We start from the raw sequence: 25,785 nt of genomic DNA on the forward strand, positions 1-25,785 counted from the left end.
CGCGTCTGCACCATCGGTATCTGTTACCAGATAAACTGTACCGGTGTTGTTTTCGCTATCGAACAGGTAGTCATCAGCAGCAACAACTGGCTGTGTCGCAGAACCATTCGCATTGTCATCAAATACGATAACGATGTGATCGGTTGTTGTGACAGTCAGATCCGCATCAGCAGCACCGTTGAACAGATCTGCAACTTCCGCCGCAGTGTTGTTGTTCGTCAGTGAACCGACCGTTGCAGCTGTATTTGCTTCAACCAGAATGCTGACAGAGTTGTCCAACTGGTTTGCAGCACCCTGCGAGAAGTTCGCAGCGGCCTGAACGTAAGAGATCGCTGCGAAGTCAAACGCATCGCCGTCATCGCCCGCTGCAAAGCCAGCAGCACCATCACCGATGTCAAAGTTCAGCACAGTGTCGGTACCGAACTGGCCGTTGCCATAGATGATTGTGTCGTTGCTCATTGCGCTGGTGCCCAGAACAACAGTGTCGTCGGTGGCGTCCAGTGACATTGTGATGCGGTTGTCGGATTCGACGCCCGAAGCACCCAAGGTTGCGAAGTCGGTTTCTGCACCGGCTGTGACATAGGCTTTTGCAAAGTTTGCATCGGCCGACAGGTCGGTCTCAGTGGTTGTACCGGCTGTTGTCACCTTTTCTGTCAAGTTGATCGCCAGATCTGCAGCAGTATAGCCACCGTCTGTCTTGGAGTAGACGAACAGGGACTGACCTGCGGCATCCACGGCTTCCAACAGATCGTTCAGCACTGGGTCATCATTGATGGCCCGCTTGATTGCCTGGTTGATGGTCTGGTCTGTAACCGTACCATTGGCAGCAATCATTGCGTCTGTGATCTGTACAGTCGACGTGTATGCCGTGCCTGCGTTTGCACTACCGGCTGCGCCGAAGAAGCTGACAGTCAGTTCTGTAACATACTGGCTTCCTGCAATCTTCGAGGCATCGGTTGTCGCAGCAACGATCGCTTCGTTGTTTGCGCCCTGGTTATCACCGAAGGCACCGTTGGTCGCGCCTGTGTCGTTGAAGGACCACAGAGCACCAACAAAGTGATCGATCTGGTTGTTCTCATTGCCTTGGAAGGCAGATGCGAGGCTGTTCACACCAGATGGGGTCAAACCAACAAAACCTGCTGCTTCGTCAATGTCGAGAACACCGGAGTTGTCGGTGTAGATGGCATCGCTACCAGCACCATCGGCGATGGCAAAGTTGCCGGCACCGTAGGTCCAGATGTTATCGTCACCAGCACCACCGCTCACGCTGAATGTCGCGCTGCCGTTAACCACGTGGTTGTCATACCAAACAAGGCTATCAACGTTCAGATCATAGTAGTCACGGCCCTGACCATCGATTGTCTTGACGGCATTACCAACGATCGTTGTGATGTCATCGTTACCAGCGTTGCCGTTAACCGACATTTTGAAGTCTTCACGACCACCAGTACCAGCGATACCCATTGCATCGGTGTCGATTGCAACCAAGAACGAGTCATTGTTTGAACCCAGAGTGTATTCAAACGAAATATCGTCCGCATTGCCGTCTTGCTGTGTATCCTCAACATCGAAATACTTTTCGATGATTTCGGATGTCAGTTCAGCAGTCAGATCGACAGAACCAACCATGGTTGCTGCATTGATCACACGAACATCAGAGAAACCAAAGCTGTTGTGCTGTGGTGCGGCACCAGGCATTGGGCCATCCGTTGAGATTTCACCTTCCGGGTTTGCCTGACCGCGTACAGTCAAGGAACCGATCTTCTCGTCAGCGGCTGTTGTCGTGTTGTTTGGACCGTCGTTTTCACCGTTGGTGATGTTGACAACTTCCAACGCGTTGTTGGTGGAGTTGATGGTCTGCAACTGGCTTGAGCGGTCAACTTCGATGTCGAACTGCTGGATACCCATTGAATCAGACGTACCATCGTCACCGGTCTGGCGGCCTGTGGACATGGCACCGAACATGGCGTCGCCACCCATGGACCCTTTACCAACATCGTCCAGTTCAACGTTCAAGCGGATCAGCTCTTCGGTTGTTGTACGTGCTGTGCTCAAGGAGCCGGCGGTGTCTGTGTCGTTGTTGCCGTTTTGGTCACGACCCAGAACAACGATGTTGTTGCTGTTGGCTGTGATTTCGTCGGCTGTCACGTCAAAGGTCAGAACGATTGGCAATGTGAACTGGTTACCAACACCGATCTGGACAGGTGCGCCCAGGGATGCAGAGAAGTTCAGGTCTGTTACACCAGCGGCAACCAGAGCGGCGGCTGTGGAGTTCTGAACCTGTACCAGCAAATCGCTGAAGGATACGTTTGGACCATAAGTTACGCCCAGCTCGTCTGCCAGGGTTACTTCGATGTCCTGACCGCCAAAGTTGAACTTGAAGGAAACCAGTGAGGATTCTGTCAAGTAGCCTGTGGAGCTGGCGCTTGGCGCTGGCAGGTTGTTTTGTGCAACTGATTCCTGGTCAAGGACACGGATTTCCAGTGTGCCGAAGTTCTGGCTGACGTTGACCGGCTGGTCAAAGTAGACAGCAAAATCGACGTTGCCGGGATCTGTGGAAACCATGGCTACAGTGATGTCACCGGTGAAGGTACCGTCTGTGTCATCCTGGTCACGGGCGTCTTCAATGACGAGGTCCGCACGGGAGTCGTAATCTTCCCAACGGGTCACGCCGGACATGCGGCCTGCGTCCAGTTCAACATCAACTTCGACTGATTCGTCGCCGAAGGAGTTGTTGTAGCCGCCAACATTGTTGTCTGCGTCTGAGTCACGGTCGTTGGTCTGGTTTGTGACAACAACAGTTTCAACGCTTTTTGTGATCGCCGCAATTGCAGGAACGAATTCCGCAGAGTTGTGCAGTGTCAGCGTGTCTTGGCCGGCACCACCGTCCATACGGTCACCGTCGCTCAACTCCATAACAGCGTCTGTGTTGTAGGCCTCGAATGTATCGTTGCCTTCGCCGCCAGTCAGGTTGTCGCGTACCGCTTCGGAAGACAGGATGAGTGTGGTGCCTGGAATGCTTGGCTCGCCAGGCTCATTGGCTGCAACGAACGCATCTGTTGCTGCTTTGGCCGCAACGACGGAAGCGTCTGTGCTGTCCACGTTGTCCAGAATGGAGTTGGCGCTTGCAGCGGCTGCATCGTTACCTGCGTAGGTGATGCCTGCGGCATCTGCGGAATCGTTCCAGTCAAGACCGACTTCGATCTTGTTCATGATGATGGTGATGTCGCTGCCCTGGGCACCCTTGATGATTTCAAGGATGATTTCGCCAACTGTCAGGTCACCATTGCCGGCAATCGCGTTTTGCAGCGCGCCGGTCCAGAACGCCAAACCTGCATCGTCAGGGACGCGGTTGAAGAGGTTGGAATACAACTCTGTTACAAAAGCGCTTGCGGAAGCTTCTGTCGGGTTTGTGAAGAAAGTATGTACTGAAAGTGTTTCTTCCTGACCGGCAAAGTTCGATGCAATATCATCGAGGCTGTCGCCGTCGTTGTTCAGGTCGAAACCGTTGTTGAATACATCAACCCAGAAATTCAAACCTGTTGGGTCTGGTGCGCGATCGTAGTAGCCGATGTAGACAGCTGTGATCGCCTCACGGGCGCTCAGCGTAGTCAGGTCGATAGGCATGGCTGTTCTTCCTCTTAATAATTTAACTCTTGGCGCCCGAATTTCCGGCCCCGTCAACGTTGATTGTTTCCCCCTGCCTCAAAATTTGCCCGGTCACGATACATGTAATGACATACACGCACCCGTTACGAACCAGCGAGGGTCAACTAGAATAGGCTTCTATAGGGTCGATTCCCATTCAACAAGACAAAATGTATAGCGAAACGCATACCCTTGTACAGTGATTTGCACACCCCTTGATGCCAAAAACATAACTTACTGTTTTTTAATGATTATATAAAAATGATCCCCGAAGATGTGGCGCCATCGCAACAAACAATAGGCAGTTTCAAGCCTAAATCCCGCCAGAACGGGCTGCAGAACCTGATGGACCGCAAGGTTTGACCACGTCATTAAACTTACCGGATAATTTAATTTATCGGATAAATAAAAATATTGGATTTTTCAAATAATCCGGTTAACAATTTAATCCGGTAATTCATAAACAGCAGGTCAATCCCATGCCCACCATCGTTGTCGCCTCTCCCAAGGGAGGGGCCGGAAAATCGACCACCGCCGTGCTTCTGGGCACTGAACTGGCCAATGGCGGAGTCTCTGTCACCATGCTGGATTGCGATCCCAACGGCTCTCTCACGCTTTGGGCCGAGCGCGGCGAATTGCCCGATGGCATCACCGTGCTTTCCGACATTTCCGAAGCCGACATCGTACGCACCATCAAGGCCCATGACAGCGACGGCAAGGTGGTGGTGGTAGACCTGGAAGGGGTCGCATCGCGGCTTGTCTCGCGCGCCATCAGCCAGGCCGATCTGGTGCTTACCCCGATGCGCGCGACCACATTAGATGCCACCATTGGTGCGCGAGCCCTGCAATTGATCGCCGAGGAGGAAGAGGCGCTGGATCGCACCATCCCCCATGCCGTGGTTTTCACCATGACCAAGGCCATTCAGTCCAAACAGCACAAGGGTATCGCTGTTTCGCTCAAGGAACAGGGCGTTGATGTAATTGATCCACCCCTGATGGAACGTGCTGCTTTTTCAGGAATTTTTGCCTTTGGCGGGGATCTCCATTCAATGCCGCCTCAAGGCAACATGCAGGGCGCGCGTGACAATGCCCGCGCCTTTGCAATGCAAGTCTACAAGCGCCTCACAGGAGAAATCTGACATGACCGGTCCTAACCCTTTCAGCATTGCCCTGAGCCCCAGCAAACTGCGCTCAAAACCCAAGGATTCCACGCCGCAAACCGTGGCAAGATCGGATGAAATCGCGGAAAAACACGGTTTTGTTGAACGGGCCCCGAAAAAACGCCGGGGCCGCAAGCCAAGCCCTCGTACCGGACAGGTTCACGCCAAGGTCATGCCAAATGTTGCGCGTGAGATTTCTCATGAAGCCTCGGCAAGAGGGGTCCAGCAGGGGGTTTTGATCGAAGAAGCCTGGGCGCTTTACAAGGCCAGTCGCAAAAGCTGAAAGCAGGATCGCCGGCCATGTCGGGCACAGCGGTTCTGGTTCGCCTCTCATTTTCTAAGTGATTCTTTTCAAACGCTTAGCCGGCTCAACAGGCAGGTGAGGATAGTTATCCACAGGAGGGCTTCGCGCGCGTGAGTGTTAAATATGTGTTAATAGAGTGTTACTGAAAAAAAACAGCTCATAAGGCTTTGACTCCTAACAGCTTATTTTACCCTCCCGTGTGTAGAGTCACGAAAGAACGTGTGTAAACTCACGAAAGAACGTGTGTAGAGTCACGAAAGAACGGGGCATCTTTTGAGGGTGAAATCACGAAATGGCGTGTGCGAAATCACGAAATGATTGACGGCGTGTGTGGAATCACGATTTAACGCAGACAGTGGGTGAAATCACGAAACCGGGATCTACACCAAAGGGGAAATGATATGGGAGGCACGCAAGCCGGCAAGATGCTGATGGACCGCGACACGGCCCAGATGCCTCGTTCTCCGCTGTTGCCCGACCGGCAGGAACAAGGCGATTTCTTTGTCTGCGATATTTTTGATGCAGCGCCCAAGGGTGATATGGCCTCGATGGCGCATCCAATCTTTTCGCTTTCCACCAAACCCGACCACCGCATCCGCCGTTACGAAGACGAGACAGGCAAAAGCCATCTGGAGGTCAAGCCCTCCGCGGACGGGCTTGCCACGATCCATGACCGCGATGTGCTGATCTACTGCATCTCGCAGATCATGGCGGCCCTGAATGAGGGCCGGGCGGTCAACCGCACCATCCGCCTCAAGGCCTATGACCTGCTCAAGGCCACCAACCGCGTCACCGACGGGCGGGGCTATGAGGGGTTGCGCGCGGCATTGACCCGCTTGCAAGGTACCCAGATCGAGACCAATATCGTCACGGGCGGTGAAGAACAGCTTGATATCTTCTCGCTCATTGACCGCGCCCGGATCGTGCGCCAGACCCGCGACGGGCGCATGCAAGAGATCGAGATTGAACTCAGCGATTGGGTCTTCAACGCCATTCAGGCCAAGGAAGTCCTCACGCTGCACCGCAATTATTTCCGTCTGCGTAAACCGCTTGAACGCCGCCTGTATGAACTTGCACGCAAGCATTGTGGCCGCAAAGCAGAATGGCGCGTCAGTTTCCCTGTCTTGCAGCGCAAATGCGGATCCGCCTCTACCCCGCGCGAGTTCCGTCGTCTGGTTGCCAATATTGCGCGGCAAGACGAAGCCTATGACCACATCCCCGATTATGCCATCCGCATCGCGGGCACCCATGTGATATTCCTTAACCGCGAAATCGAAAACCTGATCGAGGCCGATCCCGTTTCCGAGGGTCCGCGCGTGTATCTTTCCCCCGAGACGTTTGATGCGGCCCGCGTCGTGGCACCGGGCTGGGATATTTATCAGCTGGAACTTGAATGGCGGGCCTGGATGAGCGATGGCGGCTTGGATGCGCCTAAAGATGCGGATAAGGCTTTTCTCGGATTTTGTCGCAAGTGGTATGAAAAGCGCGGCAAGGCGTAACCCTGGAGCCTGAGGAGGAAACCCGATTATGAAACCCCTCAAGCGACTTGAACGCTATGTCTCGGCCTTGTTTACCTTGGGCCGGGTCAAGGGCATGAGCAAAGATGCATACCGCGGCCTGCAGCATCTGGAAGCCCGGGTTGATGAGGTGGATCAGACCCTGTCTGCCATGCAGTCCAGCCTTGATGCCCGTCAGTCTCACCTCGAAGAGGCCGATCACCGTATGCACCGGCTGTTCCAATGGACACAGCGCCATGAGAAACTGGCCGAAGACCTCGTGGCCGACTACCGTGCTGAAAGTACCATCCTCAAACGCACCGGCCAGTCCGACAGCGCCTTGCTGTCGCGCATGTTCTCGGACCTGTCGCGCCGTCTGGATGCGGGTTCAAACGGGCAGGGGGTTCCGAAATCGACTCCCCCAAAAACCGCGCTCCCGTCCACCGAAGGCTTCGAGCTGTTTAAGGACAGCTTCTATCACCGTCTTGAAAACCGTTATCGCGGGGTACCCGAAGAAATCGCAAAGCGCCTCAAGGTCTATCTGCCCGATGTCGAAGCCGCATGGCTGCGCACGGGCAAGCTGCCTGCAATGGACATCGGCTGTGGACGCGGCGAATGGCTGGGTCTGCTCAAGGGGCATGGCATTGACGGTTTTGGCATCGACACCAACGCGGTACAGATCGAGGAAGCCAAGGAAGCGGGCCTGGACGTGCGCCTTGGGGATGCCTTGCAAGCTCTTGCGGATCAGCCGGACGCAAGCCTCTGCGTGATCACCGCTCATCACCTCATCGAACATCTGCCTTTTGACGCGGTTGCATGGATCACCCGCGAAGCGGGCCGTGTGCTGGCCCCCGGTGGGCTGCTGCTGTTTGAAACCCCCAACACCCGTAACGTGCTGGTGGGAGCCACGACCTTCCACACCGATCCTACACATCTCAAACCGATGCCCGAACAGGTCATGTCCATCCTGTTCGAAACCGCAGGCTTTGATCCTGTCGATGTGCACCATCTCAACCCCCATGAACGCCTTGCCGAATTCCTCGACACTCCAGGTTTCAATGATGAACTGGCGTTCTTGATGTTCGGCCCGCAAGACCTTGCCATCCTTGGCACCAGACCGATCGAGGCATAGCCCATGCGTATCGGAGTCCTCAGAACCCAGGTTCCCTTTGTCACCGGCGGCGCCGAACGCCACGCGGCCAATCTGGTCGCGGCGCTGAACCGGCGCGGTTTTGACGCGACTGAAATCACCCTGCCTTTCAAATGGTATCCCGGTGAGGTGCTGGCCGATCACATCATGGCGGCCAAGATGCTGGATGTATCCGAGGTCGAAGGCGTCAAGATCGATCTCACCATCGGGTTGAAATTTCCTGCCTACCTTGCCAATCATCCCAACCGCCTGTTCTGGGTGCTGCACCAGCATCGCCAGGCCTATGACCAATGGGATCTGGGCAGCTCTGATCTGCTGGATGATCCCCGGGGCGAGGCGCTGCGCGCATTGATCCATGCCGAAGACCGCGCAGCCTTTGAAGCCAGCCAAAATCCGATCTATGCCAATTCCGGCAATGTTGCGGGGCGGCTTGAAAAACATCTGGGCCTGGCGTCCACGCCGCTCTACCACCCGCCGCCAAATGCGGAAAACCTGCGTCAGGGAGCCTATGGCGATTACCTCTTTGTGCCGGGACGGATCAATCCGTCCAAGCGGCTGGAACTGACGCTGGAAGCCCTGGCCCGATCCGAAGCCCGCCTTGTCATTGCGGGCGTGGCCGAAAACCCGCTTTATCAAAACCGCCTGATGCATATCGCCCAGGAGATGGGGATCGCCGGCCGGATCACATGGCTTGGCGCTGTCGACGATGCCACCCTGATCAAACATTACGCCGAGGCCCGCGGTGTGGTCTTTGTCCCGCAGGATGAGGATTACGGCTATATCACGCTTGAGGCGATGCTGTCGGGCAAGCCGGTGATCACGGTTACGGATGCAGGCGGCCCGCTGGAGTTCATCACCGATGGCGTTGAAGGTCTGATCGCCGAACCGGAGGCCACTGCTCTCGGCCGGTCCTTTGATCAACTGATGCAGGATGCAAGCGGTGCCGAACGGATGGGGCAGGCGGGTCTCGCCCGCTATCAGGCGCAGAATATCTCGTGGGATCATGTGGTCGAGACCCTGACGGGGCAGCGGGGGATCGCCGTGGAACCGGTTATCGCCCCTCCCGCCATTGCCGAACCCGTGGTCGAGGCGCAAACCGCGCTGGATACCCTGCGCCGCGCCATCGCCCCGCCCGAAGCACCTGCCGATCTGCCATTCGCCAATATCACCGAAGTCCTGCAAGCCTATGCCTTTGATGAGCTGCCCGCCGCATTGGGCCGTCCAGAGCCGCCCATTGACGCAGGTCTCGCCGGCTACCTCGGCACCCATTGGACCCGCTTCATGTCCACGCTGCGCCAGCTTGAAGGCCTTGAGATCACATCGGCCCTCGATGTCGGCGTCTTTCCCCCGCTGGTGTTTCAAGCCCTGCTTGCCAATCAATTCGACGGCATCGATATGCACGGCCTCTGGGAGGGTCCCGACCCCTACCGCCAGAGCGTCAAGGCCCGTAGGGACGCATACCCCAGTTTTGACATCACGCTGAAAGTGGCAAATGGTGAGCGGGATCCATGGCCCTATCCGGACAACAGCTTTGATCTGGTGACGGGGATGGAGATCCTCGAACATCTCGCCCTTGACCCGTATTTCTTCTACACTGAAGCCGCCCGCGTGCTGAAACCCGGTGGTCACATCCTGATCACCACTCCCAATGTGGTCAGCCACCGTGGCCTGTGGAAATCCCTCAACAACATTGCCCCCTATTCCTTTGGCATCTTCGTGCCTTCGGGCGGGGTCTATGGCCGTCACAACCGTGAATATGCACCGCAGGAACTGGCAAGGATCGGTGAGGCCGCGGGGTTTGAGACCCTGCGCCTGGACACCTTTGATGTTTATGACCGCCATATCGAACCGGAGGTTGCGCAGATACTGGTGGCCCGCGGTGACGACCTGAGCATGCGCGGCGAGAACATCCAGTATCTGGCGCGCAAAGCGGGTGCTCCCAAAGGCGTGCCCGAAAATCTCTATCACGGTGATCCCACACGCATGCACGGTGCGCTCACTGTGGAGAGCCGCGAAGAAAGCACCGGCCTCACCCGTCTGACAGTCACAAACACCTCGCCCAGCTATTGGCCCACAAGCGGCGACCGCGCCACCTGCATCCTGGCCGAATGGACCAACACGGCAGGGGAGTTGCGCCACCAACATCTGATGCAGCCCTTGAACGGGCCGTTGGCCCCGAATGAAAGCGGCCAGATCACCCTGCGTCTTGATGCCGGTACCGATGCCGCCACGGGCAGCTTGCGCCTGCATCTCTACCAATCCGGGGTTGGGGTCTTCTCGGGGCGTGGCCGGGCGGCCCCTCTGGAGCTGCCCTGTTCCGAAGCTGCATTCCTGCGCATGGTCGACACCACACCATTGCCTCGGGGCACGCCATGAAACCCCGTGTCCACTGGGTCTCGCCGTTGCCGTCCGCGCAGACGGACATCGCCCATTATACCCGGCGTATCCTGCCCGAACTGGCGCAGGAAACTGATCTGGTCCTTTGGACTGATGCCCCCGACTGGGACCGCGCATTGTACGATTTTGCTCCCGTGCGCCGTCTTGACCCCGACCGTGCCCTCCCCCGCGACTTTGCGACGGCGGGCAGGGCGGAGGGCAAGCCGGGGCAGGGACCCGAAGCCATCTTTGTCAACATCGGCAATGCATGGCCGTTTCACTCAGGTTTTATGCGGATGATCCAGCGCCTCCCCTCTATCGTGGTCCTGCACGACATGGCGATCCAGGAACTCTGCTTTGACGCGATGGAACGCGGGTATTTCCCGCGTGATGTCTATGAGGCGAACATGCTCAAATGGCATGGACAGGCGGGACTGGCAGCCGCACAGGAGGTTTTCGAAGACCGCCGTGAACGCGGCGACCTCGCCCGTGAAATACCGGGGTTTGAACTGACCCTGACCCGCGCCGTATCAGTCCTGACGCATACGCCGGTGGCACGTGATGCGGTGGCGGCCACACATACCGTCCCTGGCTACCTTCTGGACCTGCCGTTCCGCCCCTCCTCCAAAAGGCCCGAGGTGATACGTTCGGGCGTTGGCCCGATGCGCCTTGTGCAATTCGGGTACACCGGCCCCAACCGGCGCTTGCAAAAGGTGCTGGAAGCCCTGGCCCCGCTCAGAGACGAAATCGACTTTCACCTTGATGTCATGGGTTCCCTCTGGGACCCGCCCTATATCCGGCAACGTATTCAGGAACTGGGGCTGGGACATCACGTCACCCTGCACGGGTTTGTCGAGGAAGCCGAACTCGACCGCAGGCTGGCACAGGCACATCTGGTCTTTAACCTGCGCTATCCCAGCATGGGCGAAGCATCGGGCAGCCAGATGCGCATCTGGAATGCCGCGGCACCTGCGGTGGTCACCAATCTGGGCTGGTATGCGGACCTGCCGGGCAACACGGTTTTCAAGATCGAACAGGACAATGAGATCACCGCGCTGCAATCCCTGATCCGCCGCCTGCAGGCTGATCCCGCCGCGGGCCGCAGTGTCGCCGCCGCGGGCCGGGCCCGTCTGGAAAGCAACCATACACCCGCGCAATATGCCCGCCGCATTGCCGGAATTGCCGGACTTTTCGCAGAGGACGCTGCGGCCCGTATCAAAAGTGACCGTCTCAAGGCAGCCCCTGTTGCACTACCGGGGCTGGATGCGGCCCCGGTTGAACGGAGCATGTGAATAGTTGTATGCAGGAAGACGGCTACGCTTTTGCATATAACCACTTGTTTGCCCGTGATTGGCGGGTTTCTGCTTTGGAAACACACTGTTCTGGCGCTGTCAGCCGGATTATAATTCACGGAGTTTTCAACATAGTCTTGCCCTAAAATCAGCATTTATGTGGTGCAAAAAAGTGTCCTGGTGGGTCGTAATATGTGAGTTTTTGAATGTGTGAGTTTTGCACGAATGAGTATCATTTGAGTGATGCCAAATGGGGCACGGGTGAATACGCAACACCGGGTGGCACCGTCTACTGGAGCTTTGCGCAAACCCCTGGTACCGGCTTTGGCTTTTCCAGCTATATCACCGATCCCGCTTACCGGGATGCCATTCGTGATGCCTTTCAGGCCTGGGAAAACGTTGCTGACATCGACTTTGTCGAAGTGGCAGAGGGTGCGCAGACCGACATTCACCTGGGCTGGGATACCATTGACGGGCCCTTCAGCGTGGTGGGCGAAGCTTCTACCCGCGGTTCCAAAACCACGTCGACCCTGTTCAGCTTTACCGAAGCCGAGATCCGTTTCGACGTTTCCGAGAACTGGGCCGCGGATCACGATGTGGCCCGCAATGAAGTGGGCCTTTATCAGGTCGCCCTGCACGAGATTGGCCATGTCATCGGGCTGGATCATACCGATAATTCGGATACCATCATGTATGCCAGCGACATCAGCGACCTGCCGGGGCTGACCGCAGGCGATATTGCAGGCGCACAGGCGTTTTATGGCGCATCTCAGAATACACCAGAACCGGCACCGGAACCGGAGCCGCCGGCGGCCTACAGCCCCACCATTGGCAACGACACCTTTATGGCACGGGCCGGCGATGATGTGATCAACGGGTTGCAGGGCATCGACACGCTCAGCCTGACGGGGGACCAGTCACAATATACGCTGATGTTGAGTGCCGGTGATCTGATCCTGACCGATCGTGTGGCGGGACGAGACGGCACGGACACTCTGGTCAGCATCGAGCGGCTGGATTTCCAATCCGGAGCCTCGACCCTCAGCAACGGGTTTTTTGACATTGATGCCTTTGACGGGATCGCAAATCTGGATGCGGCCGATTTCAGCCAGATTGTCGAACTTTACATCGCCTATTTCAACCGCGCCCCGGATGCCCTGGGCCTGGCCTTCTGGGGCAATGCCTTTGCCGACGGCCTGTCGCTGGTGGACATGGCAAGCCTGTTCATCGACCAGAACGAAACCCGTGCGACCTATCCTGCGGGCATGAGCAATACGGATTTCGCCATATCGGTTTATGAAAACGTGCTGGGTCGTGTGCCTGACGCGGAGGGCTTTGATTTCTGGGTTGATGTCCTGAACCAGGGCACAGTGGGACGTGATGTCTTTATTCTGTCGGTGCTGGAAGGTGCCAAGGCCGAAATCCCACCCGACGCCTCTCCCGCCTTCAAGCAACAGGTCATGGCGGACCGTCAGTATCTCGAAAACAAGACCGAGATCGGGGCCTATTTCGCTGTCCACAAGGGCATGTCCGACACCGATGACGCGGCCAATGCAATGGCGGTTTTCGACGGCACCCAAGATAGCATTCAGGATGCCATCGCCGCCATCGATAGCCATTACATTGATGCCTTGAGTGTGGGCAGCGGTGATTTTCTGATGCCGCTGGTTGGCGTGCTGGATGACCCGTTTACGGTCTAAGGCCCCGGCCGGATTTGAAAACACAGACGGCCAGTATTCACCTATAAGGTGTTTGTTTTAATGCCTGATCGGGTGGGGGTTGCGCGCGCGCGGCGTTGAAGCCTGCGCCGCCGGGCCATTTCTCTGTCGACCGGTTCCTGTTGAAAGCGCCTGCAGCCTGCTCGGAATCCTTGCTAAACTGGATTTTTTCTGCTTTTTTCCTGATAGAGGGTTGGACGCAGTACAGCGTGCTTGCAATATTTTATGCATTTTTCGGGCAGGTCGCCTGAATCGCCCCGCCGGTAGCAGATTTTCCTCAACGCCGGCAGATTCAGCGGAATTTTTCAAATGCTGAGAAACTTAGAAAGGTAATAGATATGGCTGATAATTTCGAGAAGCTACTCAAAGACAAACAAAAGAACATACCGAAAGAGATCGCCGGTGCGAAAGCCATAGAAAAGGCGGTGAACGAATTGCTGGTGGCCTTCAAGGCGAAAGACCCTGACAAATATATGAAGGGTGTCAAAAACGTCGCTGCGGTTGCGAACGCAGAAAAGAAAAAGTCAAAGGACAAGAAAATTCAGAATTTCCTGACCGAGCTTGTGTCCATGGTTAATGATGACATGACAAAACGCACCAAGCTCAAAATGAAGTCGACAGACCCGTAACGGTGTCTTGGACAGGTTATTAACCTGATTATTCAAAGATAATTTTTGGTCTCATTATTTGGAGATTACTTGTGACTGATACAACAGACGCCATCGACAGCGCCGTCAACACTGGCAAGGCCGCTTGGGACATCATCAAGGACGGCAAGCCGATTTCCTCGGCAAAATCCTCAATTTGCAACGCGATCCCGAAAGGGGCCGCCCCGCGCGAACTGGCGGGCTGGAAGAACAAGACGGGCAAGTGGGGCTTTCAGGCCGTAAACGGCTTTAACAGTACAGTGATCGACGTCGAACTGTCCTATAGCTTTTGGTCCAACGGCAAACTTGCCGACAAGGAAGGCTTGTTTGTGAACGATTTCTGCGTTTACGCGACAAAATGCGATGTCGAATGGACCCGCAACTGTGCGGTAAACGCCTCCGTCCAGGGGTCGCCGATGAACCTTGGCACCCACAAGAAGCCTATTCTTTCGATCATGGTGCTGGTCACCGCGACCTATGGCGGGTTCCTGGATAGCATGACCAAGACCTGGCGTGTACGGGCCTGCGGTGATGGCAAACTCATCAAAAGGTAGCCTTCAGGCACCTCCCGGACCGGCATTTTCTGCCGGTCTGCTTCTATTCCCGGGTATCGGAGGTCGATGATGGATCTTCGACCCTTTTCGTGTCGCCGTATACGTAGAAGACAACGATGCCAGCAAGCCCGATAACGGCAAGCACCGTGCCCATGACATTCACCCCTCCGGCCGAGAAGAAAAGACTGATTGCGAGAGCAATGACCTCAATCACAACCACGCCAATCAGCACCGCCTGGTAAAAGCTGGACTTGTTGCCTGAGATAAACAATTCGATGGCGAAAAGGGCGACGATGCCCCCAACCAAGCCGATAATCGCAAGTGTTGTTCCCATGATGTGTCCCTTTTTATGGCAGGATCGAAGCGGCGTTTTCAAAGCAAGCCTATAAGTATGGGCCTTGTCACTCAAGGTGCCTTTGCGCAGTTGCGGCTTGGGCATCTGCCGTTCGATCTGTGCGGCCCTTGTGCAAGGTCAATGGGGCCGGGGCATGAAGGCCGTATGGGCCTTTTGCAATGAAATTACATAATAGCAATTACAACCTTAACCGTAGCTCTGCCGTTGTGCGCCGTACATACCGGCATAAAGTCCCGCCATTGCCATCAATTCGCTGTGGGTGCCCTGCTCGACCACACGCCCTTCGTCCAGCACATAGATGCAGTCGGCCTGGGTCACGGCGGACAGGCGATGCGCCACGATGATTGTGGTCTTGCCTTCCGACAGCGCCCCGATTGCCGCTTTCACCTTATCCTCTGTTCGTTGATCCAGCGCCGATGTCGCTTCGTCCAGCAACAGGATCGGGGCCGAACGCAGGAAAGCCCGGGCAATCGCGACGCGCTGCTTTTGCCCGCCCGACAATTGCGCCCCCTTGGGCCCCAGCGGCGCATCGCCCCGTTCGCGGATCAACCCGTCGATGCCCACATGGGTCGCGGCGGCCCAGATTTCATCGTCACTCGCCTCGGGTTTCACGTAACGGATGTTTTCCCAGATCGAGGAGTTGAAGATCACGATGTCCTGCGCCACGACCGAAAAGGATTGTCGCAGCACCGGGATGCGCAATTGGTTCACCGGCATCCCGCCAATTGTCACCTCACCGCCCTGCACATCATAGAGTCGCGCCATCAGGCTGAGGATCGTTGTTTTGCCTGATCCGGTCGCGCCGACGATCGCACTGACCTTGCCGCTTTCAAAACTCAGGCTGAGGTCCTGGAACAGCGGCGGCTTGTCCTTGTACTGAAAGTCCACCCCGTCAAAGACGATATCGCCATGGGCGTCGAACTCCGAGACGGCCCCCTCCATATTGGTGATGCTGGGTACCTCGCGAAACAGGCTGCGCACACCGTCGAGGATCACGAGGCTTGCTTGCAATTTTACAAAGAAATGCGCCACCCGGCGTGCCGGATCAAAGATCAATGCCATGCCGATCATGAAGGCTACGATCGAGGCACCATCCATGTCGAAATTGCCGCTCAGCGCCATGTATCCGCCACCGCCGATGATCAGGATGAACACCAGGGCCGACAGGATATCGACCGTCGGCATCATCAACGCCTGGGCCGATTGCAGACGAATGGACAGGTCCTTGATTTCGGCCGTGGCCTTGAACAAACGCTGTTTTTCAACCGGCTCCTGGTTGGAGATCTTGACCGTGCGCATGCCGTTGGACATCTCTTCGATGCCCGTCATATAGGCACCCATCGCATTCTCGGCAGATTGCTGTATATGTTTGATTTTATTGGATACAAATCGCACCATCAACGGTACAAAGGGCATTACGAAAATCGTCGACAGGAACAGGATCGGCGATTTGTAGATCAGATATCCCGACACGATCACCACCGTTGCCACATCCCGCACGGCACTCACCGTGGTTTGTCCGACAAAGTCACTCAGGTCATGTGCCTGATTGACAAGACGCAGGATGATGTCCCCTGATGAGGTCCGTTCAAAATACGCCAGATCGAGGATCATCATGTGATCAATCAGATCCTGCCGCATCCGCAGCACCGCATCACTGGCCAGCCAGATCGACACCCGCGGCACAAGGAATGACATCAGCGCCCGCATCGCAAAGATGCCAAAGACCATGAAACAGACCTTGATCAGTCCACCCACATCGCCGTTCTCGAAAATCACACGCAGGCCGGTTTCGGTCAGTGAAATGAACTGCTGATAGACAAGCCCCTGCACCATCACCATACCCAGCACGGCAATCAGCCAGGGGGTTTTGGATTTGAAATAGCCATGCCAGAACCACGACAGGTTGTCCTTGTCCTGATCCGAAAACAGCGGCTTGCGCTCAGCGCGCTCGGGGAAGGGCCAGAATTTCATTTCACAGGCCCCGGGTGGTTCCGGTCGCGGCCAGAATACCTTCGGCCACGTCTTTCCATGTGCGCAGATCCCCCTTGGAGGCGGCAATACGTGTCTTGAGCGCGGCATAGCCCTCGGGGTTTGATTGCAAGTCGTCGATCAATGCCGCCAGGGCCTCCGGCGCGTTCGGGTCGAAATATTGCGCCAGGTCGCCGCCGACTTCTTTCAGCGCCAGGGCCTCGGTCGAGGCAAGTCCCGGCGTGCCCAGCCACAAGGCCTCCCCCAGGGGCAGCCCCCATCCCTCCATGCGGCTGGGAATCGCCAGCGCCAGCGCCCCTTCGTAGAGGCTGCGCAATTCCGCCTGATTGGGGTTGGTAATAATGTTGATACGGGCGCGTATGGGATCAAAGCGGTCCTGCTCCAGATAACTGTCCGTGCGCTTGCGTTGCGCACCCGCCAGGACCAGCGGCGGCACCTTGCGGCCGGTTTCATGCAGATGCAGCAGCGCCTCCATCACGCACTCAAGGTTCTTGCGTCCCGTCAGGATACCCACACAAAGCACATAGGGCTCTGAGGGGCCGCGCTGCACCACCGGCTCATCCGTCGGGCGCAACTCGTGGGACAGTGGCACAGGCACCACATCGGGGACTGCCGGCAAATGGCCCGAGGCAGAAAACCGCTCAATCTCGTCCTTGGTAAAGACCGAATTCGTCAATAGCCGCTCTGATCCCTTGATGACGATGTGGTTGTCATGGGTGAAATTGTTGCAAAACATCGTCTGGCTGGAATGGGCAAATTCGTAGATCGGGATCATATCATGCAGCAAGGGATTCAGCTTGATCCTGACCCCTGCCCGCGCACTCGCGGTGAGGTAATCGGCCATGATTTTAGGCCGCCCCAAAGACACCAGGGTCTGCCCGTTCAGGTCGACCTCGCGGGCGGTACCCTCGGGCACGGATCGCCAGCGCCGCAGGTTGATCATCCGCGCGACCCAAACCGCAAAAGGATAGAGTAAATCACGTAATTTATTAGGTTTTGGAAAGGTATAGCGCATTCTGATCGGGGTCGCCTCGGGCGGCAAACCCGGATCAAGAATACCGGTCGGGCTCTCTGCGCCAATGCGGGGCGTGATCTCGAAAAACCGCTCATGGGCGGGTGAGAAAATGACAAAGCGCACGTCCGCGTGCGACAGGGCCAGCTCATAGCCGACCTCCATCACCGTCCGCGAAATACCGTAGTATTTGAACTTCAGCCCTGATGCCAGGAATTGCTCAGAAAGGTCATAATAAAGTACAGCCATACGCGCCTCTTAGCACCGCCACAGGGGTTGAGAAACATCGTATTTATCGTCAAAGAGTGCCGCAGACCTTTCCCGACATGGCTCGGGGCTATGCTGAAAAAGAACGGACCCCATGAAGACACATTTTTTCGATGTCACCGACATTGTCCTTTACGTTGAGAAAGAAACCTCCGTTTCGGGAATTCAGCGGGTCTCATTCGAGGTGATCAAACGCATGGTCGACCGGCACGGTACTGATCATGTGCGCCTGTCCTACTGGGACCGCGCCAGGCGCGATTATGTTTCGATCCCGTCAGGCTTCATTGCCGAAATGGATGAATTCGACCCCGACATCCTGAGTGCCGTCTTCTTCGGCCGCGGGGCACGCTCCCGGCAGGAAACACCACCGACGCTGGAACGCTATCGCAACCGGCCGCTGAAATACTGGTTTCACTATCTGCGCAGCAGCTATCATGCGGCCCGTGGCAACGAACTCCATTTCAACAAACATAATTCCAGCATCGCGGACTGGTATGATTTCAAAACCGGCATCGCAACCGAACCTGAGCCAAAGTCCTACGAGATGGAGCGCACGCTGGTTTCTAAAATCGCACAGCGCGGTGACCGTCTGGTGGTCCTGGGGGCCACCTGGGCCATCGACGGGCTGGACGCCTGTTTTGAAGGGTTGGCCGACAAACAGGGCGTCGAGATTTCCCAGCTGATCCACGATCTGATTCCGATCATCACCCCCGAACATATCGCGGGGGATTTCGCGCAGGAATTTTATCGCTGGCTCAAAACCTCTACCGGGTATTGCACCAGCTATTTCGCGAATTCCCGCAATACCGCCCGTGATCTGGCCGCCTTCATGAAGGAAATCGGCGTGGAGCGCCCGATCGAGACCGTGCCACTGGCACAGAAGTTCACCGTGGTCGAGCAGAAGGCCGTCAAGGCGATCAAGGGGCCCGATGGCCCCTACAAAGCCCGCGTGGACCGCACGCTGGGTCTGCGTCGTGACATTCTGAACCTCAGTAAAGTGCCTTTTGTCCTGGTCGTAGGCACCATGGAATCGCGCAAGAACATCTGGCGGCTGGCCCAGGCCTGGCAACGCATGTCGCGTGAAGAGGGGCTGAACCTGCCCAAACTGGTCTTTGCAGGCAAGCCGGGCTGGTACAACGACGACTTCAACCAGCTGATGCAGGCCACCGGAAACCTGGGGGGCTGGGTGCAATTTGCCGACCGGCCCAATGACACCGAACTCGGCTATCTTTATGAAACCTGTGTCTTTACCGCCATGGTCAGTTTCTACGAAGGCTGGGGCCTGCCTATCGGCGAAAGCCTGTCCTTTGGCAAAACCGCCGTTGTCGCCGACAATTCCTCCATGCCCGAAGTGGGCGGCGACATGGTGGAATATTGCGACGCCCATTCCCTCGACAGCATCCATGCCGCCTGTCGCAAACTGATTACAGAACCGGACCATCGCGCCATGCTGGAGGCCAGGATTGCAGCCGCGAAACTGCGCACATGGGACGATGTGACAGGGGATTTCGTCGATTTACTTAGCAATTGATTCACCCATAGCGGGAATAATTGCCCAAACTGTGACCCATCTGCACAGACCATACCACATATGGGAAACATACCCGTATTGTGATCAGCATTTTATACGAGTCTGTGAACAATCGATGTAACTAGGTTTGCTATCACGAAAATTCTGCTGTATAGTGGTTCACTGAACACCCTGTCTGCGACGACAGATAAAATTCCCCGAACTGCCATTTGAGGGCAAACCCATGCTAGCAGAGCTGCACAAATCGACCCCTGAGGAAAACAAGGAACAGCGTGCGACTTTTGGTCTCTGGCTGAAGGCGCTGCGCGAGGCCGAAGGGCTTTCGCAACGTGATCTCGCCGACCGTCTGTCGCTGGATTATTACACGTTCATCTCCCAGCTTGAGAATGGTCGCGGTAAGATCCCTGCGCATCGCTATGGCGAATGGGCAACCGCTCTTGGCCAGGATCCCAGAAGCTTTGTGAAAACCCTGCTGCGCTATTACGAGCCGCTGACCTATCAGATTCTCTTTGAGTCCGAACAGGCTGGATAAGATCGGCACTGCCGCGCATCTTTTGTAGATTGCGCGGACGATAGACGTTACAATGGGCCGCGTATCATCGTGGTACAGGCAGACTGATCGAGGCGATCACAAGAATGGCGACAATCCTCACATTCCGGAACAAGGAAAGTGGCTCATCCGCGAAGGATTTCCTGACCGATGAGACTGAAAAACTGTCGTTCCGCACGGCGGATGACGGTGCCGTAAGCCTTGAAGACATGGCACCTGCCAGTCTGCCCAACATCATACCCGATCCCAAGCGCGATTGGAGCAATCAGGAACTTGCCGACCTGTTCCGCGTCAAGCAATTGCTCAGCGGGGCCAATGTCCCGGTCGAAACCATGCGCGGCGTTACCGACGAAGGTGATCCCTGGTTCATCTTTTGCCATTTCAACGGTGATGTCTTTATCCATATGGCGCGGATCGACGGGCTTTATATTCTGGACAGCCCGAATGTGCGCCGCCCCCTGCGCGGCCGCGATTTCAACGCGCTTATCGCGGATTATACCAATCACGCCCTACCCACGATGCAGAACAGCCAGGAGGGCGGCACCGAACACCGCATCATCCGTTTCGAACGTGGCAGCAAGGTGCGTCTACACCCCTCTGCGATGCTGGCCGCACTGATCTGGACCCTCTTCCTTGCTTCCGAAGAGCTGGTGATGCTGGCCCCCGAAGAACAGACCGGGGACACGGATGATTTGCTCGACTTCTCTGCGGTGATTTCGGCGGATTATGAATTCCACACGGTTGAGACAGAAACGGCTGCCCTCACAGCCATCAGCATGCCCGAAGCGATGAAGGAAATCGACACCGACGCATTGCACGGCACTCCCGAAGCCCAGGTTCAAATACGCGAAGTCATGGGCCAACAGGGTCTGGCGATGCATCAGAACACCTTTGCAATGGGCCTGAGCACAATCGCAATTGCCATGGGCTTCATGTCCGAAGCGGTACTTCTGGACAACCAGCGCAAAGTGCTTGAAGGCCTGAAAAATATCGGCCTGACCCAGGATATTACAAATACTGTCACCGGACCGGAGTTGGAACAGATTGCAGGGGATTCCGCACTGTTGGACATGCTCGCCGAATTCGTTGATCTGGATCTGTCTCTCAACACCGAAACCATCGAGACGATATCAACCACAGGCGAGGCTTCTGTCTTGCAACAAGAGATGCTGCATGTGACAGCCGCCGCCGCCGAGAGCGACGCACCGCTTGCCCCTGTCAAAACCGTCCAGACGGTGATCCGTGAAAATACTGACGCAGAGCTTTCGGAGACGCTTCAGGACGGGGTCCAGACCACGACCGATATGGAAAGGCTTATCGCTTTGGCCGCTGCCGAGCAGAACAAGGCGATCACTGTCAACATGTCCGACCTGGTAAACAAAAACGTACAGATGGAAGAATTCCAGCTGGGGCAAACCACAGTCAAAGCCAGTTTCGACCTGACCGATAGCGATGCATTGTCGCTAACCGATTACATCTTTGTCAGCCACCGCACCACCAGCCACCGCGAATTTGACGATCGCGCACAGTCCTTCATCGACTATATCCAGTCCAAGGATACCGAGGTCGGGATCATCACCATCGGCAACGAAGTGATCATGATCGACCGGCAGGCCTTTACCGAAAGTGCCGCCAACACTTACAGCTTCAGCTGGGAGACCTACGATGGCCACGTGATCTCTCTTATTGGTTTGCGGGCTGAATTCCAGGAATTTGATCTGATCGCTTGAAACAGAATACGGATTGCCAAACAAAAGAGCCGGTGCTTGGAAACAAGCGCCGGCTTTCTCGTTCTGTGGCTGACGGGCGCTTGCCCCTCCCCTTGCCAAAAAAACCCGAGCTTACTCCTCGATCATGCTCTTGCGGACCGCGTCCATCAGCGGTGAAGCGATAAAGTTGATCACCGTGCGCTCGCCCGTGGTGATGACCACATCGGCGGGCATACCTGCGCTCAACCGGCCCTTGATCTCTTCGGGAATGTCATTTTCATCCACCGTGATACGGGCCAGGTAATAAGGCGGCTCATTGGCATTATCTGGTGTAATCACATCGCCGGAAACCGTATCAACCGTGCCCAACATGATCGGGATCAGCTTGGTCTTGAAAGCGGTAAAGCGGACTTCGGTCATCAGGCCTACGGCCACGTTATCCACATCAATCGGTGACACACGGGCATTGATGATCAATTCCTCATCTTCCGGCACCAGTTCCATCAATACCTCACCGGGTCGAATAACCGATCCCACGGTGTGCACCTTGAGATTTTGGATAGTGCCAGAGCCGGGCGCACGGATTTCGGTTCGGTCCAGCACGTCGGCGGCAACCTTGCGGCGTTCCTGCAATTCGCTGATCTCTGCACGAACCTGCTCCAGCTCGGTACTCGCGCGTTCGCGGTATTCCTGCTTGAGTTGCAAGGCTTGCAGCTCTGTCTCGCCAATACTGGCGCGCGCTTGCGCGATGTCCGAAATCACCTGACCGAGGTTGGCCTCGATCTCGATCAACTCATCCTCCCGCTGGGACAATTGGTTGCCTTGGATCAGGCCCTTCTTCTCGCCATCGCGCATCCGCTCCAGCATTTCTGTGTAATTGGCAATCCGGCGTTCAAAAGCACCTTTCTGGATTTCCTGACCCTGAATTTGTACTTTGATCTGTTCGACCCGCGCCAGCAGGATGTCTTCCTGACTTTTCAGAATCAGGCGGCGGCCCTCAAACAGGTCGATCTGATCCGAAAGCACCGATGAAACCGCACCTGAATTGCGTGACAATACATCTTGGGGAAAGACCACTTTGTCTTCGAGCGCCCGTTCGGCCAGCAACCGCGCCTCAACCAGATGCGCCACGTCCAGACGGGTCGAAAACACCTCGAGGTTGGAGCGCGCCTCGATGCTGCGCAATCGGAGCAAAACGTCACCTTCGGTGACATTGCCCGCTTCAGTGACCAGGATTTCTTCGACAATACCGCCTTCGAAATGCTGCACGACGCGGCGGTTTCCCTCAAGAGAGATCGTGCCAGGGGCCACCACGGCGCTGTCCAGCTTGGCAACGGCTGCCCAGCTTCCGAACACCCCGAAGGTGATGAAGATCAGGATATAGCCCATCAGGGCCACGGGCTTTGGACTTGGTTTATTCACCATGGCGGATCAAGCTCCTCAAGAGCGTTTGAAAATCGACGTCTGTAACAGATCTCAGGCGCGGGGCTTATCAGACAGGCTGACCACGGCGGGTGCCGCTTTTGTTGCTGCTTCTTTGTTCTGTTGTTCCTTGGCCGCTTGCGCCTGCTGCTGTGCCTGCGCCTGTTGAGCAAACATTTCGCGGGTCGGGCCAAATTTTTCGACCGCACCGCCAACCAGCATCAGCGTCTTGTCCGTCAAGGCCAGAAGGTTTGCCTTATGCGTTACCAGGACAACCGTTTTACCCTGTTTTTTCAGTTCCTGAATACACAAGGCCAGTGCCTGTTCCCCCTGGGCATCAAGATTTGAGTTCGGTTCATCCAGCACGACAAGGTTCGGCATGCGGAACACCGCACGGGCCAGACCGACACGCTGGCGCTGGCCACCAGAGAGGGATTGCCCGCCGTCACCCACATCGGTGTCGTAACCTTCGGCCAATGTTGTGATCATATCATAGGCGCCCGACATCTGGGCAGCCGCAACAATCTCGGCATCGCTAGCATCGGGAATGAAGCGTGCAATGTTTTCGGCAACGGATCCACGGAACAATTTCACGTCCTGCGGCATATAACCCATGTGACGGCCCAATTGTTCTGCATCCCAGTGGTGCAGTTCGGTTCCGTCCAGACGAACAGAGCCACCGGCAGGCTGGCTGGCCCCGACCAGATGGCGCACGAGGGTGGATTTCCCCGACCCGCTTGGCCCGATCACCGCCAGCACTTCTCCTTGATTGATGGAAAAGGAAACCCCCTTGAGCAAGGCAGGTCTGGAACCCGATGCTCCCGCTTTTGCACCAGGCGCAGTGGCAACCAGACCCTGAACGGTCAGGTTGCCCTTGGGTTCGGGCAACTGCATGCGTTCTTCTTCATCGTCGAGATTACCGAAGATATTGGTCAGACGCGCATGCGCCTGACGCGCTGCAACAAACTGCTTCCATTGCCCCACGGCCTGTTCCACCGGGGCCAGCGCACGGCCCATCACGATTGACGCCGCAATCATGATCCCCGGAGAGATTTCCTGAAGAATGGCGAGATAGGCCCCCATACCCAGAATGGCGATTTGCAGACTCATGCGCACGAACTTGGTCGAGGCCATGATGGCCCCCGCCCGGCCAGAGGCCTTGGCTTGTTTGTCCAGAACGTCATCATGCTGGGCGATCCAGCGGTCGGTCAGCTGTTTTTCCATACCCAGGGCACGGATGACCTCTGCGTTCTGCACGGTGGTGTTCACAAAATGCGAGGCACCTGCATTGGCCGTGCCCGCCTCTTTCAAAAGACCGCGGGTCGAAAACTCGTTTGCCAGGGCCAGTGCAAAGATGATCACCGCCCCGACAGTTGCAACCATGCCCAACCAGGGATGAAAGGCAAAACACAGGGCAAGGAACAGGGGAACCCAGGGCGCGTCAAAGAACGCGAGGATCCCCTGCCCCGTCATGAATTCACGCACCCGGTCCACATCCTGCAATGTCGCGTGAGCCCCGGAATTGGGACTGGCCAGCTGGTGCCGGATCACCCGGTTGAAAGCGGGATGTGCCAACATGTCGTCAAATTGCAGCCCTGCACGCACCAGCAGTTTCGAGCGGATGAATTCAAGCAGACCATAAGCCACCAGCAAGGTCACCGCGATTGCCGAGATCATCACCAGCGTCAACTCGTTGCGGCTGGCCAATACGCGATCATAGACCTGCAACATGTAGAGCGGTCCAACGAACATCAGGATGTTGCTGAAAAAGCTGAACAAAATCGTAGCACCAAAGACGGCCCGAAATTTTCCATACGCTTGACTAAGAGGCGTTGCGGCTTTCATGCGCGAATATCCTTTCGCTGACTGAAGATCGACACCATTCCTGCCCGCTCAGGTGCCGTATATTTTGAAAATTCATACACCAGACAGGGATTTGATGCAATTGCCCTGCTCCAGGGACTGCGTCGTATAAATGCAAACATGCCGGCCTCAATAAACGGCCGGCATGGAGGTAACGCGGGTTCAGGCGTCTGCAGGCAATGCAGCCTTGAGTGCCGCCGCATAGGCGTTGCGCGCCGTCTGTGTAATCGCCGCGTCACGCTTGAGCTGACCCAGTCGCTGGTCGCACAGGTTGAGGTTGTTGAGATTGTCGCGTGCCTCTTCTGGCAGCGTATCGGTGTCATATTCCTTGCCGTCAATTTTGATCTTGGCCATGTCCATCTTCCTTGCTTGAACCGAAGGACCCCCTCCGGATGTAAAAAAGCCCCCGAACCTGCCGGGGGCTTTCAATGTCTTTGGTGTCAGGCCTGAGCGGCCTGACCGACAAATCGCTTACGCGAAGTTGTCGAACGTCAGTGTTGTCCAGTCAGTACCGATCAGGTTGATGTTACCCAATGCAACTGCTGTCGCGTCTGCACCATCGGTATCTGTTACCAGATAAACTGTACCGGTGTTGTTTTCGCTATCGAACAGGTAGTCATCAGCAGCAACAACTGGCTGTGTCGCAGAACCATTCGCATTGTCATCAAATACGATAACGATGTGATCGGTTGTTGTGACAGTCAGATCCGCATCAGCAGCACCGTTGAACAGATCTGCA

Annotated in this window: 20 protein-coding genes; 12 read left to right on the forward strand and 8 right to left on the reverse strand. The window is 56.2% G+C overall.

What is annotated here, in order from left to right:
* Positions 1-3,627: DUF4214 domain-containing protein (locus OS190_RS19915; protein WP_267160459.1), on the reverse strand; the 3,627-nt coding region annotated here is incomplete at its 3' end.
* Between the two features lie 500 nt (positions 3,628-4,127).
* On the opposite strand from OS190_RS19915, the gene OS190_RS19920 reads away from it, so the two are divergent.
* The 9 genes from OS190_RS19920 to OS190_RS19960 all read left to right on the forward strand — a co-directional run bounded on the left by OS190_RS19920 (position 4,128) and on the right by OS190_RS19960 (position 14,345).
* Positions 4,128-4,787, forward strand: coding sequence for a ParA family protein (locus OS190_RS19920; protein ID WP_267160460.1), 660 nt, complete (start codon positions 4,128-4,130; stop codon positions 4,785-4,787).
* A 1-nt stretch (position 4,788) separates the two neighbouring features.
* Positions 4,789-5,091, forward strand: a complete 303-nt coding sequence (locus OS190_RS19925) for a chromosome partitioning protein ParB (RefSeq protein ID WP_267160461.1) — start codon at positions 4,789-4,791, stop codon at positions 5,089-5,091.
* A gap of 422 nt (positions 5,092-5,513) precedes the next feature.
* On the forward strand, positions 5,514-6,611 hold the full coding sequence (locus OS190_RS19930) for a replication initiator protein A (RefSeq protein WP_267160462.1): 1,098 nt from the start codon (positions 5,514-5,516) through the stop codon (positions 6,609-6,611).
* Between the two features lie 28 nt (positions 6,612-6,639).
* A complete protein-coding gene (locus tag OS190_RS19935) occupies positions 6,640-7,740 on the forward strand; it encodes a class I SAM-dependent methyltransferase (protein WP_267160463.1) in 1,101 nt (366 codons plus the stop codon).
* A gap of 3 nt (positions 7,741-7,743) precedes the next feature.
* The gene (locus OS190_RS19940; RefSeq protein WP_267160464.1) at positions 7,744-10,134 is read left to right on the forward strand and encodes a glycosyltransferase; all 2,391 of its coding nucleotides are present in this window, start codon (positions 7,744-7,746) and stop codon (positions 10,132-10,134) included.
* Positions 10,131-11,426 carry a glycosyltransferase family protein gene (locus tag OS190_RS19945; protein ID WP_267160465.1) on the forward strand — a complete coding sequence of 432 codons (1,296 nt, stop codon included), beginning with the start codon at positions 10,131-10,133 and terminating at the stop codon, positions 11,424-11,426. The genes OS190_RS19940 and OS190_RS19945 overlap by 4 nt, the downstream gene beginning before the upstream one ends.
* Positions 11,427-11,662: 236 nt before the next feature.
* Positions 11,663-13,126 (forward strand): matrixin family metalloprotease, encoded by a 1,464-nt coding sequence (locus OS190_RS19950; RefSeq protein WP_267160466.1) that lies wholly within the window; start codon positions 11,663-11,665, stop codon positions 13,124-13,126.
* Between the two features lie 356 nt (positions 13,127-13,482).
* Complete coding sequence (locus OS190_RS19955) at positions 13,483-13,773, forward strand: hypothetical protein (RefSeq protein ID WP_267160467.1); 291 nt, start codon at positions 13,483-13,485, stop codon at positions 13,771-13,773.
* A 71-nt stretch (positions 13,774-13,844) separates the two neighbouring features.
* A complete protein-coding gene (locus OS190_RS19960) occupies positions 13,845-14,345 on the forward strand; it encodes a hypothetical protein (RefSeq protein ID WP_267160468.1) in 501 nt (166 codons plus the stop codon).
* 43 nt (positions 14,346-14,388) lie between these two features.
* Here the strand turns inward: OS190_RS19960 and OS190_RS19965 are convergent, their stop codons facing one another.
* From OS190_RS19965 to OS190_RS19975, 3 genes are all read right to left on the reverse strand, one after another.
* Positions 14,389-14,679, reverse strand: coding sequence for a hypothetical protein (locus tag OS190_RS19965; protein ID WP_267160469.1), 291 nt, complete (start codon positions 14,677-14,679; stop codon positions 14,389-14,391).
* Between the two features lie 207 nt (positions 14,680-14,886).
* Positions 14,887-16,674, reverse strand: a complete 1,788-nt coding sequence (locus OS190_RS19970) for an ABC transporter ATP-binding protein (RefSeq protein WP_267160470.1) — start codon at positions 16,672-16,674, stop codon at positions 14,887-14,889.
* 1 nt (position 16,675) lies between these two features.
* Positions 16,676-17,953, reverse strand: coding sequence for a glycosyltransferase (locus OS190_RS19975; protein ID WP_267160471.1), 1,278 nt, complete (start codon positions 17,951-17,953; stop codon positions 16,676-16,678).
* Positions 17,954-18,065: 112 nt separating this feature from the next.
* Here OS190_RS19975 and OS190_RS19980 point away from each other — a divergent pair, with 112 nt between their 5' ends.
* The 3 genes from OS190_RS19980 (at position 18,066) to OS190_RS19990 (ending at position 21,782) form a co-directional block, all read left to right on the forward strand.
* On the forward strand, positions 18,066-19,502 hold the full coding sequence (locus OS190_RS19980; RefSeq protein WP_267160472.1) for a glycosyltransferase family 4 protein: 1,437 nt from the start codon (positions 18,066-18,068) through the stop codon (positions 19,500-19,502).
* A 223-nt stretch (positions 19,503-19,725) separates the two neighbouring features.
* Positions 19,726-20,034, forward strand: coding sequence for a helix-turn-helix domain-containing protein (locus OS190_RS19985; protein ID WP_267160473.1), 309 nt, complete (start codon positions 19,726-19,728; stop codon positions 20,032-20,034).
* Positions 20,035-20,138: 104 nt separating this feature from the next.
* On the forward strand, positions 20,139-21,782 hold the full coding sequence (locus OS190_RS19990) for a hypothetical protein (protein WP_267160474.1): 1,644 nt from the start codon (positions 20,139-20,141) through the stop codon (positions 21,780-21,782).
* Positions 21,783-21,893: 111 nt separating this feature from the next.
* Here OS190_RS19990 and OS190_RS19995 read toward each other — a convergent pair whose 3' ends face one another.
* From OS190_RS19995 to OS190_RS20010, 4 genes are all read right to left on the reverse strand, one after another.
* Positions 21,894-23,186 carry an HlyD family type I secretion periplasmic adaptor subunit gene (locus OS190_RS19995; protein ID WP_267160475.1) on the reverse strand — a complete coding sequence of 431 codons (1,293 nt, stop codon included), beginning with the start codon at positions 23,184-23,186 and terminating at the stop codon, positions 21,894-21,896.
* Positions 23,187-23,237: 51 nt separating this feature from the next.
* Positions 23,238-25,028, reverse strand: coding sequence for a type I secretion system permease/ATPase (locus tag OS190_RS20000; protein ID WP_267160476.1), 1,791 nt, complete (start codon positions 25,026-25,028; stop codon positions 23,238-23,240).
* 180 nt (positions 25,029-25,208) lie between these two features.
* The gene (locus OS190_RS20005; RefSeq protein ID WP_267160477.1) at positions 25,209-25,400 is read right to left on the reverse strand and encodes a DUF6447 family protein; all 192 of its coding nucleotides are present in this window, start codon (positions 25,398-25,400) and stop codon (positions 25,209-25,211) included.
* 117 nt (positions 25,401-25,517) lie between these two features.
* The coding region (locus OS190_RS20010; protein WP_267160478.1) for a hypothetical protein at positions 25,518-25,785 on the reverse strand (268 nt) is incomplete at its 5' end.

Origin of the sequence: Sulfitobacter sp. F26204, assembly GCF_026410305.1 — a bacterium.
In the GTDB taxonomy this organism is placed as follows: Bacteria; Pseudomonadota; Alphaproteobacteria; order Rhodobacterales; family Rhodobacteraceae; genus Sulfitobacter.

What these genes read in the sequence shown, in the direction of transcription:
- OS190_RS19955 (WP_267160467.1), top strand. Translation starts at nt 13,483, where the DNA reads ATGGCTGATAATTTCGAGAAGCTACTCAAAGACAAACAAAAGAACATA.
- OS190_RS19930 (WP_267160462.1), top strand. Translation starts at nt 5,514, where the DNA reads ATGGGAGGCACGCAAGCCGGCAAGATGCTGATGGACCGCGACACGGCC.
- OS190_RS19935 (WP_267160463.1), top strand. Translation starts at nt 6,640, where the DNA reads ATGAAACCCCTCAAGCGACTTGAACGCTATGTCTCGGCCTTGTTTACC.
- OS190_RS19920 (WP_267160460.1), top strand. Translation starts at nt 4,128, where the DNA reads ATGCCCACCATCGTTGTCGCCTCTCCCAAGGGAGGGGCCGGAAAATCG.
- OS190_RS20005 (WP_267160477.1), bottom strand. Translation starts at nt 25,400, where the DNA reads ATGGCCAAGATCAAAATTGACGGCAAGGAATATGACACCGATACGCTG.
- OS190_RS19975 (WP_267160471.1), bottom strand. Translation starts at nt 17,953, where the DNA reads ATGGCTGTACTTTATTATGACCTTTCTGAGCAATTCCTGGCATCAGGG.
- OS190_RS19980 (WP_267160472.1), top strand. Translation starts at nt 18,066, where the DNA reads ATGAAGACACATTTTTTCGATGTCACCGACATTGTCCTTTACGTTGAG.
- OS190_RS19995 (WP_267160475.1), bottom strand. Translation starts at nt 23,186, where the DNA reads ATGGTGAATAAACCAAGTCCAAAGCCCGTGGCCCTGATGGGCTATATC.
- OS190_RS19990 (WP_267160474.1), top strand. Translation starts at nt 20,139, where the DNA reads ATGGCGACAATCCTCACATTCCGGAACAAGGAAAGTGGCTCATCCGCG.
- OS190_RS20000 (WP_267160476.1), bottom strand. Translation starts at nt 25,028, where the DNA reads ATGAAAGCCGCAACGCCTCTTAGTCAAGCGTATGGAAAATTTCGGGCC.
- OS190_RS19965 (WP_267160469.1), bottom strand. Translation starts at nt 14,679, where the DNA reads ATGGGAACAACACTTGCGATTATCGGCTTGGTTGGGGGCATCGTCGCC.
- OS190_RS19925 (WP_267160461.1), top strand. Translation starts at nt 4,789, where the DNA reads ATGACCGGTCCTAACCCTTTCAGCATTGCCCTGAGCCCCAGCAAACTG.
- OS190_RS19945 (WP_267160465.1), top strand. Translation starts at nt 10,131, where the DNA reads ATGAAACCCCGTGTCCACTGGGTCTCGCCGTTGCCGTCCGCGCAGACG.
- OS190_RS19970 (WP_267160470.1), bottom strand. Translation starts at nt 16,674, where the DNA reads ATGAAATTCTGGCCCTTCCCCGAGCGCGCTGAGCGCAAGCCGCTGTTT.
- OS190_RS19985 (WP_267160473.1), top strand. Translation starts at nt 19,726, where the DNA reads ATGCTAGCAGAGCTGCACAAATCGACCCCTGAGGAAAACAAGGAACAG.
- OS190_RS19940 (WP_267160464.1), top strand. Translation starts at nt 7,744, where the DNA reads ATGCGTATCGGAGTCCTCAGAACCCAGGTTCCCTTTGTCACCGGCGGC.